The organism is Desulfovibrio sp. ZJ369, assembly GCF_011039085.1.
Taxonomy (GTDB): Bacteria; Desulfobacterota; Desulfovibrionia; order Desulfovibrionales; family Desulfovibrionaceae; genus Desulfovibrio.
Window position 1 is genome coordinate 1 of the sequence record NZ_JAAKEI010000060.1, and the last position, 9,544, is coordinate 9,544.

Sequence of the window (9,544 nt, forward strand, 5' to 3'; positions counted from 1 at the left end):
CTCGGCAATGAGCGGATCTTCATGGGTGTCGGTCAGCACGTCCGTCAGTTCCACATAATCGCCGTACTGCGTAATGCTCGCCTCAATGTCGCGGAAGGTGGGCTGGGACGCGGCGGGCGGGTTCAGGGTTTTCAGCGTTTCCAGCTCGTCCGCGATTTCTGCCGGCGCCTCCACCGTCTTTACCGGGGCGGGTTCCGGCGCCGCTTGAGGCGCGGACGGAGGATCGGATTGCGGTTCATAGTCGTGAAGCTGCTCCGGGCTCGTCTGCGGCGTGACGGGAGGCGTCTGCGGCGTATCCGCCCGCGGCTGTTCCTCCGGCCGGGCCTGTTCACCGCCGGGCTGCTCCGGCTCTTTCGCAGGGGCCGTATCCCGTCCTTCGTCTTCCCCGCCTAGCTCGAATCCTTCATCAAACTGGGCTTCAGCCTGTTCCCCGGTCGGCATTTCGGGCCGGGCCGCCGTCTCTTCCTGCAACTGACTCATGATTCCACCTATCCCGCGTTGCGCGGGGTTATGGCGGCAAGCAGGCTCCGGGCCCCAGCGGCCCGGCCCTGCGCCCGCCAGATGGTGATGCTCTGATCCGCCGATTCCATCTCCTCCTGAGCCTCGGCTATCTCGGCTTCCAGCAGGTCGATCAGGGCCGTGTGCAGGCCCTGGCCGTGCGCTTTTTGCAGGGCGCGCACGGCATCCGCCCTGCGGGAGCGACTATCCGCGTTCATGCCCCAACTCCTTGCCGGGGCGCGCCGCCCGGCTGAGGCTCACCCGGCGGCAGAGACGGGGCTCCCGGCTGTCCGCCATCGGCGACCTGCGCGAGCTGGGCCAGCAAGAGCACCATCTGCCGCTGTATCTGCTCCGGCGTCATGCCCTGGCGCTGCAACTGTTCCATCAGGGCTTCAGTATGGGCTTGCGCCTGGGCCTGAGCCTGCGCCCGCATCTGCTGCTCCTCGTACTGCCTGGCCTCTTCCTCGCTACGCAAAATGCGCTCCGCCGGCAGGTCGGTCTGTTCCAGGGCCACTTCGAGCAGTTTTTCCGCGCGGATGAACGGCGCGAAGGCCGGAATGCCCATGTAGGAAATCAGGGCCGGAACCTGCTGGGCGCGAACCTCTTTGGCGATCATGCTCTGACTGCCCGAGGCCACCACCTCAAAGTCGCCCTTGATGTCCTCGCGGGGATTCCACTGCATGTTCCAACGAAACATGGCGCGGATGAACGGCGCTACAATGCAGTCGTCAAAGTCCTTGATGTGATCCTTGAGCAGAATGTTGGCCGCGCCCATGAGCATGGACAATCCGGAGGCGGTTTTGCCCGCCCCGGCAATATTGCCGTCGCCGGCGTTAAAACGCGGCGCGCTCACCTCGTCGGCTCCGTTCTGCCAGAATGTGGCGAGCGCCAGATTGTGCTCAATGGCCGAGGGCACGGTTACGGCCTGAAATGCCTGGGAGAGGTTGATGCCGTGCTTGTCGAACAGGAAAATCCGGTTGGCCTGCATCTCCAGCGGGTCTTCGCCGGGCGCCAGGCAGGCCATGTTGATGCCATAGACAGGGCCGGAAGAGGCCCCGGCGTTGTCCTGCATGGCGCGCACGGACGCATTGATGCCCGCCTGCGGGGCGCGCAGGGCGCAGGCAATGCCCTCGGGCCAGAAAGATGTATCGTCCTGCTGGTAGGGGGCCAGGGGAGGCTTGTCCGGCTGCGGCGCAAGCCGCTCCCTCTGCTCTTCGAGGCTGGGGGAGATGTAGAGCATGGTATCCCTCACAGGCCCAAAAATTTGAAAATAACCGCGGTCATTGCCGATCCGGCAAGACCGGCTCCGGCAATCCATCCCGCCTGCCAGACCGCGCGCCTTTCCAGAACGCCAAGGCGTTTGCCGTGATCCTTGACCTGAGTGGTGATGGCCTCGTCAAAACGGATGATGAGGGCGTCAACCTTGGCTTCCAGGCGCGCGATACTCGCGGCCGTGTTCAGGTCATATTCGGAAAGTTCGCGATCCACGCTCACGCTAAAACCCCATGCCGAACAGCGCGGAAACGGCCAGCCATATCTCCTTGCCCATGCTGGGCGGCAGGGTGAGGCCGGGCCAGTAGGTAACAAGTACGGGCCGCGCGACGGCCTCCCATGCGAACAGAAGACAGAGCAGGTACATCATGAGCCTGCGCGGGGTCAGACGTCCGCCGCTGGCCCGTTCCGTCTCGGCATTGATTTCCAGATTCTTTTCCTGGAGTTTGGCCCGATCCGGCAGGATTCTGTCCAGAGCTTTTCCCCCCAGACCAAAAAGAGACTTGAGAAATTTGATCATCACGCAACCTCCGCCAGCAACCGCCCTTCGTCCGCGCGGCGGTTGGCGTACCGTTTGAACCCGGTTTGCAGTTCACGGGCGGCCCGGGCCCAGTCCCCGGCGCAAAGATACTTCCATGTTTTGGGATACCCGGAAGGCGCGCCCAACTGGTAAAACAGGGAGACAATGACTGCCTGGGCCTGGGGCGGCACGTTCGCAAACGGCAGGCCCGCGCTATCCCGGTCGTAAAGAGCTGCGGCCCTGCGGATATAGTCGCCATGCACGGCCGCATCCACGGCCTCGCACTGCGCATCGGTGAGAGTAAGGGGCGCGGCCGCCAGGGCGGCAAGCGCATCCTGACGGCGCTTGCCGAGATAGGGCCGGAACCGCTCCATGAGCGCGTCGGGAATCCCCATGCGCCGCAGATCGGCCTCTGCCTGCTGGCCCAGGTCCAGACCGGCGCCGACCGTCACGCCGGACGCGCCAATGGGCTCCCCGCACGCGGCCGGGTTTTCCCGGCCCGTGAAATTGCGTTTGCGGCATGGGATATAGGCGACAAGCTGCCGCGTCTCCCAGCGGGCCAAAAAGCGACGGATGAACTCGGTATGCACCATGAAAAACGCTCCCGGTTTGCCGGAAGCGTAGCATGGAGAATCTGGGGAGGATTACCCAGGACCATCTCAGCACGTCCCAGGTGCATCTCAGGACAACTTGACAGGTTTTTCGATCTTGACGTAAGTAAGACAATGTATTACATATATCTCCATGCAAAACACCCCTATGACGGTAGCGGAAACTCCGGCGTTTACGCATGAAGTGAAAGCCCTCCTGACCGAGGACGAGCGGAACGATCTGATATTGTTTCTGGCGGAACATCCCGAGGCCGGGGATATTATCGAGCAGACGGGGGGTGTGCGAAAGGTGCGCTGGGCACGCCGGGGAGGCGGCAAAAGCGGTGGGTACCGCGTTATCTATTATTACTACGCGGAGTCCATACCGGTGTTTGCGCTGATGATATATCCCAAAAATCGCAAAGACACCCTGACGATGGGAGAAAAGAACGGTCTGAAAAGGTTTGTGGGAGAACTCCTCAAAGCATACGGAGTGAAATAGATATGAGCGAATTTGGCGAAAAGCTCCTCAAGAGCATGGAACAGGCGGTCCAGATCGCCCAAGGCAAAATGCCCAAATCGGAATACGTGGAACACGTCGTTCAGGTGGCGCGCGCGCCCGAACATGTGGATGTGAAAGCCATCCGGGAACGCATGGGCATGACGCAGGCGAGTTTCGCCGCGAACTTCGGGCTTTCCCTGTATGCCGTGCGCGGCTGGGAACAGGGAAAACGCAAGCCCGACCCCGCAGCACGCGCATACCTGCGCGTCATCGAAAAAGCGCCGGACACCGTGCGTGCCGCGTTGGCGGGCTAAAAAAGCATCAGGATCCAGGCCGGGGCAGCTTACGCCTCGGCCTTTTGTTTTGTGCCGGCAGCCGACTCGCGCCACAGTTGCAGACGTGCCGCCTCGGCGCTGTATTTGCGCCTCTTGTCGCTGCCCTCAACGGCAATGGGCGCGCCCGCGGCAACCCATATCCTGACCACCTTGGCGCAAACGCCCATTTCCTCACAGATTTCCCGCATACTCTTCAGGATTTTCGGGGTATACGACACAGCATTGGCACGCTCCATCAGTAGCCTCCCAGCTCGTCGGCAGGCCCCCCGTAGAGTTTGGCGCGCTCGCCCCATTCCGGCCATGGGTCAACGTCGATTTCCGCGAGCGCGAAAAACAAGGCCGCGGCCGCCGGGAAGTCTGTCGGCCTGCGGCTCGCGTCCTCCGGCTGCAACTTCAGGATTTCCACCGCAGCGTCGCAGGGACCGTCAAAGAACAGGGTCTTTTCGCTCCTGGTGCGGCGCTGCGCTAGGGCGTGGTAAAAAGGCAACAGCCCCTCGCCCCGGCCCTGCCACCCCTGCGGGTCGCCATAGTGCAGGAGCGGACGGCGGAGTCTGCGCTGGCTGTCGTTTGCGTCGTCCAGCAGGTACACGCGATTGTCCGCCATGGGCGTGGCCCAGTACTGGACCAGCCAATCCTCTGTCATGCGGGCCATCCGGGACACCAACACCGACACGTCGTCGCTGCGGATCTCCTCCAGCCTGTGCACATCGTGCCTGAGCGCGCCCAGGACGTTCTGGCGGGAGCGCGTCTCCCCCAGTACCACAAGGCAGCCCGGCCGCTCTCCGCAGGGCCACACCAGAGAGCCGACAATGCGCCGGAAAGCCATGCCTGTGGCCGCCTCCCGGTAATATCGCTCTCCGGTGAGAGCGTCTCTCAAAAGTCTCAGCCGTGCCATTGCTGTGCCTCCCCTACGACAGATCCATTCCCCGGCTTATGCCGCCGCCTGCCTGTAAAAACTCGTTGAGCGCGTCGCAGGTCACGTCCACCTGATCATCGTGCTTGTGCGTCATGGCCGGCGAAAACGCCGCCAGCTCGCCCAGATAGGCCGCGAGCCACGGCGCGGACTCGGGCACGCACAGGCGTCCGGCCCGGATGAATGGCAGCACGTCATTGACGCGGCTTACCTTGTCCGTGCCGCGCTGCACGGGAATGATCGGCATGTCCCGCAACGTCTCGTCACGCCGCAGACTCTGTATCAAACCCGTGCCGCTGGCCTTGTCCTCAATCAGCACGCCGCGCAGCCTGAGCGGAGAGGGCCGCCGCGGCCGATGCCGGGCCAGAAAGGACGCCGCGACCGTCAGCAGGTCCGGGGCTTCCCACTTGCCGCGCTCCATGTCCAGCAGATAGACGCTGACGCCGTCAAAGCCCCACAGCGAGAGGACGGAGTAGTCATTGCGCTCGGCCGTGCTGGTGGCATAGACGCCGCCCGCCGTGCGGCCGCATACGTCGATGTTCCAGCGGTTCTTGGCCCGCGTGTCCCGCTTGATGGCCCGCGGCCACAGGGCCTGATACTCCTCAAGTTCGATAATTTCTTTTGCCGTGGCGCTGTTCAGGCTTGCCAATTCCCCCGAACCGGAAAGGTGCAGGAAGCGGCAGTACGGCGAGCGGGCAAAACACCAGGCCATGAAATGGATCACGCACAGCTCGGTCTTGGTGCCGCCGGGCGGCATGGTCACCAGCAGATTTTTGACCTCGCCGCGGTACACGGCCATGAGAGCATCGGCAATGCGCTCATGGTGCCAGTTGATCAAAAACGGCTGGGCCATGCGCGCGCGGAACATGATGGCCGTGAACGTGAGCAGGTCGGCCTCGCAGGCGCGGCGAATCTCGTCGCGCTCGGCCTGAGTTGCGCGGGCGAACAGCATCAGACGTCATCCCCCTCCAGGGCGCCGCGCAGCACGGCGCGCACGGCCCCCTCGGGCGTCGGCGGAGCCGGAGGAACGGAGACAGCCTCGGCGGCCGCTCCGGCCTGGGCCTGCTGGTTGACGGTGACGGTGGTCTGCTGGGCCGGGGCCTGCTGCGCGGGCGCAAGATTTTTGCGCGCGCGGGAAAGCGTCTCAATGTCCGCCGCGCTCGTGGCCTGATGGGCGAGCGTGATAGCCTTGGCGGCCAGGGCCACGTCCAGACTGGCGAGCAATCCCTCTGCCTGCAGGCGCTCCTGCACCACGCTTTGCAAGGTGTGCTGGAAACGCACGGGCAGGTCTTGCGTTTGCGTTTCCACCTCGGCCATTTCCTTGACTGCCGCGACTTTCCGCTCCGCAAGGTCTTGCAAACGCCCTTGCGTCCAGCCCTCGGCCCGCGCCCGCCTGGAAACGCTGGACGTGGCCACGCAAAAACGCTTGGCCACGTCGCCCAGACTCACCCCGCGCACCTCGTACTCGGCCCGGGCCTGCTCCCACTGCTCAGCGGTCAGCCGGGCCACGCCGCGCCTCCCTCTCAAGCCTGGCCTGCCACGCTGCGGAACAGGCCGGGCACCTATGGACTCTCCGGTCCACGGTCCAGCCCATGTTTTTGAGCGCGCGCCACACAGCGGACCAGTTGCCCGCGCCTCCGGCGACCTTGCCGCAATCCTCGCATTTCGCGCCGGTGATTCTGCTCATATCGCTTCGCCCTCCATCACTTCGCGCACGCATACCTCCCAGTGGCCCACCGCGCCGTACCGCTTCTCGCTGACCATGCGGATCACCTGCCGATCGTCGCCCCAGAATTGCAGCCTGGACATGGCGTCCTTGAGCTGCTTGGCCAGATTGTCCAGATCCGGCTTTTTGACGTGCTGGATCTGTCCCCGCAGCATGGCCGCCCGCGCCTTTTTGCTCACGCTTTGCGGCGGCGGGAACACGGCCCGGAACTCCAGCACCACGGCCCCGGACATGGGGACTTCCGGCGCATGGGGCGCCAGCAACGCGTCCAGGGTCCGCTCGGCCGCTCGCTGGGAGCCGGACTTGTACGTCATGCTGTGCCCGTTGACCACGCCGTGCCGGGCGCGCTGTTGCGCCGTGGGAATGCAGGACAACGTGAAAGCGATCATTGCCGTACTCCCGCGCGCGTTTGCCTGATCAGTTTTTCCATTGCGTTTCTGGCCGCGGCTTCCCCGCGCAGAGCCCTGGATACCAGCCGCCCCAGGCCCGGCGTCTTGCGGCCGGAGACTTCCATCGGCAAGGACGGCAGCGAGTGCGCGGGCTGCCTGCATCTGGGCAGCAAGGCCAGAATGTGCGCCGGGGTAGGGAATCGCGAGGATTCCCTGCGGTGCAGGGCAAAGGCCCGTTCTATGGCTTCGGGGTTCTCGCCGTCCAGGTCATCGGCGAAAATTTCAGCCAGGAGGGCAAGTTCCTCCGGGGAGCGCCCGGATTTGTGAACCGCCTCCGCCTCAATCAAACGCGGCAGGAGGCGTTGCTGCAGCTGCTCTCTGTCCATGTTGCCCTCCTTGCGCCTGTTGCTTTGCCGCTCTTTCGCGCTCTCTGAGATCTTTGGCTATGCGCATCATGGTGCGCCTGTCCTGCTGTTGGCGTTGAAACTCTGTCGGCGTGGCCTCCGATGGCGGTGAAGCCCGGCTCTGGATGGGCGCAAGCCAGGTCTTTTCGCGCAGATAGCGCCCAAGCCCGATCTCAAAGCCCCGGTTCCAGACGCCAGCTTCCTTGCGGGCCGAGAGGTCGTCAAAAAGCCTGGCGTTTCCCGGCCAGAGCGATGCGCCAGTCATGTCTCGCGCGGCCTTGAGCTGTTTGTACTCGGAAAAGCCCGCCAACGGGCCTTCAGCCCGCATTTCGCGGTTGTAGAACTCCCGGAGTTCCACAAATTCCAGCCCTGGCCCTGACAAATCCGCCCCAACTCCCTCACTGCCGCGCTCTGGGGAACGCGCGCGATCCTGGTTCACAAGACTCTCTACAGGGGGGGATGTATTTTCTTCTTGGTTTGGATTGGTTTGGTTTGGGGCATTGCTACTAGCATTGCTACTAGCATTGCTACTAGCATTGCTACTGGCATTGCTACTGGCATTGCCTGAAGCATCATCGGGCATTACCCCATTGCCATCATTGGCATTTCTGCGGGCATTGCTCCAACGCTTTTGCGCAGCCTTCCGCGACTTTTCGATCCGGGCCGGCTCCTGCGTGACATACGCTTGATGCTCCGCCCAACCATGCAGGCAATACGCGTCGCCGTTCCTGTCCAGAAAGCGCAGAGATTCCAACGTCCGGACAAGGAAGCCCAATTCGCCGGTCCAACCGGCCACAATCTCAATATCATCCGCCTCGAACCCGACCAGGCACCCATCCACGCGGTTTTGAGCGGCCCAAATCCAAAGGCGTTGCAGGCAGACAACGCCTTCTGCGCCTGCCTGGCGCATGAGCTTAATGGTCTTGGGATGGCTGAAGAATCCCACGGAAAGGCGTATGTCTGTGTTCATGAATCCGCTCTCTTGTCCTTGGCCATCGCCGCCGTCTGGCGAAGATCGAGGAGTGCGCCTTCAAGCCGTGCAAGGACGGTCTCGTATTCGATCTTGCCGCTCTGGTAGTCCTTCACCGCCTCATGGAAAGCCACCACGGCGGGGTAGTCCTGGAGCATTTCGCCTTCCATCGTGGGGGCGTCCGGCTCAACGCAGGCGAGTGGCGTCAGGCTGTAGCCAAAGTAGGAAGCCAAGAAATGCAGCGCCCCGTGATCCCCGGTGATTGTCATGGCCGTAATCATGTCCTCCACCTTGAGCTTCCCGGCGCTTGAGGGGTGAGGATTGAAATCGGCGTACAGCCTGGATTCGGCACGGGAGCGGGAACTTCTTTGCACCAGGATGGCGAACACGGCCCGCAGGCCCCCCGGATATTGCGAGCAGGCCTGATTGAGCAGCCGTGTAACATGCAAGGATGCTTCTTCCATTTTATGATTCCTTGCCTTCATCTACTGCGGTAGGTTTTTCCTGGAGAGAAGATTCTGCCTCTACTTTGTTGGGAGAGAGCGGCGATGGTTTTTGTTCCCCATAGACGTGGGGCCAGATGCGGAACAGCGAGTCTGTGGTAAGGTTTGGCTTCTTGTTATTGACGAAGCGCCAAAGAGCCTCTGCATCCACGCCGCTTTCTTGGGCAAGGCGGTGGATGGAAATGCCGCGGCCTTTCAGACACGCTCGGATGTCGTCTCGAAGGGTGTAGTTGTTCATGGGGCTAGATTGTCGAACGACAATATAAAAGTCAAGTGAAATGTGGTCGTTCAGCTTTTGCCGTTTGACACAACTAGGCTACTAAGGAGGCATGAATATGGAAAAAAATTTCAGGGGAGCCCTGCTAAGGGTTCTTGGGGATGGAACCTTCAAAAACACTCGTGCGCTTTCGCAAGCGGCCGAGGTGGATCAGGCTGGCCTTTCGAGGTTTCTGAAAACAATGGGGTATGGCCGAACGGATGCCCCTCCCTCTCTGACAAAAGGAAGTCTGAACCTGCAAACAGTTTCCAAATTGGTGGATTGTATGGGAGGAGTTCTGGTTTTCCCGTGGGATTCTCCAGAGGCAAGTTGCCGCCATGAGCTTGAAAAGGCAAAAGAGCAGCTTAAAGCCCAAGAACGAGAAATTATCGAATTGAAAGCGCAAAATTCAGCCTTTATGAAACTGATAAGCGACAGGCTTGATCAACGCCCGATTCCGCCGGAAGAGACCCGGCAAATTGAACACTCCACCGGCTAAAGCCGGTGGATTCACCTTGGCGACTAAAGTCGCGTTCCGGCTAGAGCATTTTGCTTTTAACTTTTTACATATCCACAGGATTTAAACCATCCTTCAGCGTCTTTTTGTGTGATACAACTTAATGCTTTTCCAATGGATTTATACAGTTCATCACATGTTTTTGCTTT

Annotated in this window: 18 protein-coding genes and 1 pseudogene; 3 read left to right on the forward strand and 16 right to left on the reverse strand. The window is 61.7% G+C overall.

Annotated elements, in window-relative coordinates; all coding sequences use genetic code 11:
- The 6 genes and pseudogenes from G7Y51_RS13815 to G7Y51_RS12355 all read right to left on the reverse strand — a co-directional run.
- A pseudogene (locus G7Y51_RS13815) lies at positions 1-480 on the reverse strand (hypothetical protein); the annotation flags it as partial.
- 8 nt (positions 481-488) lie between these two features.
- Positions 489-716, reverse strand: a complete 228-nt coding sequence (locus G7Y51_RS12335) for a hypothetical protein (protein WP_165177921.1) — start codon at positions 714-716, stop codon at positions 489-491.
- A complete protein-coding gene (locus G7Y51_RS12340) occupies positions 713-1,738 on the reverse strand; it encodes a hypothetical protein (RefSeq protein ID WP_206214336.1) in 1,026 nt (341 codons plus the stop codon). Before G7Y51_RS12340 ends, G7Y51_RS12335 begins: the two co-directional genes overlap by 4 nt.
- Before the next feature lie 8 nt (positions 1,739-1,746).
- Positions 1,747-1,992 carry a hypothetical protein gene (locus G7Y51_RS12345; RefSeq protein ID WP_241160227.1) on the reverse strand — a complete coding sequence of 82 codons (246 nt, stop codon included), beginning with the start codon at positions 1,990-1,992 and terminating at the stop codon, positions 1,747-1,749.
- Between the two features lies 1 nt (position 1,993).
- A complete protein-coding gene (locus G7Y51_RS12350; protein WP_165177951.1) occupies positions 1,994-2,290 on the reverse strand; it encodes a hypothetical protein in 297 nt (98 codons plus the stop codon).
- Positions 2,290-2,883, reverse strand: a complete 594-nt coding sequence (locus G7Y51_RS12355) for a pesticin C-terminus-like muramidase (RefSeq protein ID WP_165177923.1) — start codon at positions 2,881-2,883, stop codon at positions 2,290-2,292. Before G7Y51_RS12355 ends, G7Y51_RS12350 begins: the two co-directional genes overlap by 1 nt.
- Before the next feature lie 151 nt (positions 2,884-3,034).
- On the opposite strand from G7Y51_RS12355, the gene G7Y51_RS12360 reads away from it, so the two are divergent.
- Both G7Y51_RS12360 and G7Y51_RS12365 read left to right on the forward strand, forming a co-directional pair.
- Complete coding sequence (locus G7Y51_RS12360; protein ID WP_241160249.1) at positions 3,035-3,382, forward strand: type II toxin-antitoxin system RelE/ParE family toxin; 348 nt, start codon at positions 3,035-3,037, stop codon at positions 3,380-3,382.
- A 2-nt stretch (positions 3,383-3,384) separates the two neighbouring features.
- Positions 3,385-3,696, forward strand: a complete 312-nt coding sequence (locus G7Y51_RS12365; protein WP_165177927.1) for a helix-turn-helix domain-containing protein — start codon at positions 3,385-3,387, stop codon at positions 3,694-3,696.
- A gap of 29 nt (positions 3,697-3,725) precedes the next feature.
- On the opposite strand, the gene G7Y51_RS12370 is transcribed toward G7Y51_RS12365, so the two are convergent.
- The 10 genes from G7Y51_RS12370 to G7Y51_RS12415 are packed head-to-tail and all read right to left on the reverse strand — an operon-like array spanning position 3,726 to position 8,860.
- Positions 3,726-3,953: a MerR family transcriptional regulator gene (locus tag G7Y51_RS12370; RefSeq protein ID WP_165177929.1), complete on the reverse strand. Its 228-nt coding sequence runs from the start codon at positions 3,951-3,953 to the stop codon at positions 3,726-3,728.
- Positions 3,953-4,612, reverse strand: a complete 660-nt coding sequence (locus G7Y51_RS12375; protein ID WP_165177931.1) for a hypothetical protein — start codon at positions 4,610-4,612, stop codon at positions 3,953-3,955. The genes G7Y51_RS12370 and G7Y51_RS12375 overlap by 1 nt, the downstream gene beginning before the upstream one ends.
- Positions 4,613-4,625: 13 nt before the next feature.
- A complete protein-coding gene (terL, locus tag G7Y51_RS12380) occupies positions 4,626-5,582 on the reverse strand; it encodes a phage terminase large subunit (RefSeq protein WP_165177933.1) in 957 nt (318 codons plus the stop codon).
- On the reverse strand, positions 5,582-6,139 hold the full coding sequence (locus G7Y51_RS12385) for a hypothetical protein (RefSeq protein ID WP_165177935.1): 558 nt from the start codon (positions 6,137-6,139) through the stop codon (positions 5,582-5,584). Before G7Y51_RS12385 ends, terL begins: the two co-directional genes overlap by 1 nt.
- Positions 6,120-6,317 (reverse strand): hypothetical protein, encoded by a 198-nt coding sequence (locus G7Y51_RS12390; protein WP_165177490.1) that lies wholly within the window; start codon positions 6,315-6,317, stop codon positions 6,120-6,122. The genes G7Y51_RS12385 and G7Y51_RS12390 overlap by 20 nt, the downstream gene beginning before the upstream one ends.
- The gene (locus G7Y51_RS12395; RefSeq protein ID WP_165072931.1) at positions 6,314-6,745 is read right to left on the reverse strand and encodes a RusA family crossover junction endodeoxyribonuclease; all 432 of its coding nucleotides are present in this window, start codon (positions 6,743-6,745) and stop codon (positions 6,314-6,316) included. Before G7Y51_RS12395 ends, G7Y51_RS12390 begins: the two co-directional genes overlap by 4 nt.
- Complete coding sequence (locus G7Y51_RS12400) at positions 6,742-7,131, reverse strand: hypothetical protein (protein WP_165177938.1); 390 nt, start codon at positions 7,129-7,131, stop codon at positions 6,742-6,744. Before G7Y51_RS12400 ends, G7Y51_RS12395 begins: the two co-directional genes overlap by 4 nt.
- Complete coding sequence (locus G7Y51_RS12405) at positions 7,085-8,119, reverse strand: hypothetical protein (RefSeq protein WP_165177941.1); 1,035 nt, start codon at positions 8,117-8,119, stop codon at positions 7,085-7,087. The genes G7Y51_RS12400 and G7Y51_RS12405 overlap by 47 nt, the downstream gene beginning before the upstream one ends.
- Positions 8,116-8,583 carry a hypothetical protein gene (locus G7Y51_RS12410; protein WP_165177944.1) on the reverse strand — a complete coding sequence of 156 codons (468 nt, stop codon included), beginning with the start codon at positions 8,581-8,583 and terminating at the stop codon, positions 8,116-8,118. Before G7Y51_RS12410 ends, G7Y51_RS12405 begins: the two co-directional genes overlap by 4 nt.
- Before the next feature lies 1 nt (position 8,584).
- The gene (locus G7Y51_RS12415; RefSeq protein ID WP_165177947.1) at positions 8,585-8,860 is read right to left on the reverse strand and encodes a helix-turn-helix domain-containing protein; all 276 of its coding nucleotides are present in this window, start codon (positions 8,858-8,860) and stop codon (positions 8,585-8,587) included.
- A 91-nt stretch (positions 8,861-8,951) separates the two neighbouring features.
- Between G7Y51_RS12415 and G7Y51_RS12420 the strand changes: the two genes are divergently transcribed.
- Positions 8,952-9,377 (forward strand): hypothetical protein, encoded by a 426-nt coding sequence (locus G7Y51_RS12420; protein ID WP_206214337.1) that lies wholly within the window; start codon positions 8,952-8,954, stop codon positions 9,375-9,377.
- Positions 9,378-9,544 lie beyond the last annotated feature (167 nt).

Excerpts from the sequence above, each read along its gene's own strand:
- G7Y51_RS12335 (WP_165177921.1), bottom strand. The coding sequence starts at position 716 with ATGAACGCGGATAGTCGCTCCCGCAGGGCGGATGCCGTGCGCGCCCTG.
- G7Y51_RS12340 (WP_206214336.1), bottom strand. The coding sequence starts at position 1,738 with ATGCTCTACATCTCCCCCAGCCTCGAAGAGCAGAGGGAGCGGCTTGCG.
- G7Y51_RS12350 (WP_165177951.1), bottom strand. The coding sequence starts at position 2,290 with ATGATCAAATTTCTCAAGTCTCTTTTTGGTCTGGGGGGAAAAGCTCTG.
- G7Y51_RS12355 (WP_165177923.1), bottom strand. The coding sequence starts at position 2,883 with ATGGTGCATACCGAGTTCATCCGTCGCTTTTTGGCCCGCTGGGAGACG.
- G7Y51_RS12360 (WP_241160249.1), top strand. The coding sequence starts at position 3,035 with ATGCAAAACACCCCTATGACGGTAGCGGAAACTCCGGCGTTTACGCAT.
- G7Y51_RS12365 (WP_165177927.1), top strand. The coding sequence starts at position 3,385 with ATGAGCGAATTTGGCGAAAAGCTCCTCAAGAGCATGGAACAGGCGGTC.
- G7Y51_RS12370 (WP_165177929.1), bottom strand. The coding sequence starts at position 3,953 with ATGGAGCGTGCCAATGCTGTGTCGTATACCCCGAAAATCCTGAAGAGT.
- G7Y51_RS12375 (WP_165177931.1), bottom strand. The coding sequence starts at position 4,612 with ATGGCACGGCTGAGACTTTTGAGAGACGCTCTCACCGGAGAGCGATAT.
- terL (WP_165177933.1), bottom strand. The coding sequence starts at position 5,582 with ATGCTGTTCGCCCGCGCAACTCAGGCCGAGCGCGACGAGATTCGCCGC.
- G7Y51_RS12390 (WP_165177490.1), bottom strand. The coding sequence starts at position 6,317 with ATGAGCAGAATCACCGGCGCGAAATGCGAGGATTGCGGCAAGGTCGCC.
- G7Y51_RS12395 (WP_165072931.1), bottom strand. The coding sequence starts at position 6,745 with ATGATCGCTTTCACGTTGTCCTGCATTCCCACGGCGCAACAGCGCGCC.
- G7Y51_RS12400 (WP_165177938.1), bottom strand. The coding sequence starts at position 7,131 with ATGGACAGAGAGCAGCTGCAGCAACGCCTCCTGCCGCGTTTGATTGAG.
- G7Y51_RS12405 (WP_165177941.1), bottom strand. The coding sequence starts at position 8,119 with ATGAACACAGACATACGCCTTTCCGTGGGATTCTTCAGCCATCCCAAG.
- G7Y51_RS12410 (WP_165177944.1), bottom strand. The coding sequence starts at position 8,583 with ATGGAAGAAGCATCCTTGCATGTTACACGGCTGCTCAATCAGGCCTGC.
- G7Y51_RS12415 (WP_165177947.1), bottom strand. The coding sequence starts at position 8,860 with ATGAACAACTACACCCTTCGAGACGACATCCGAGCGTGTCTGAAAGGC.
- G7Y51_RS12420 (WP_206214337.1), top strand. The coding sequence starts at position 8,952 with ATGAATATGGAAAAAAATTTCAGGGGAGCCCTGCTAAGGGTTCTTGGG.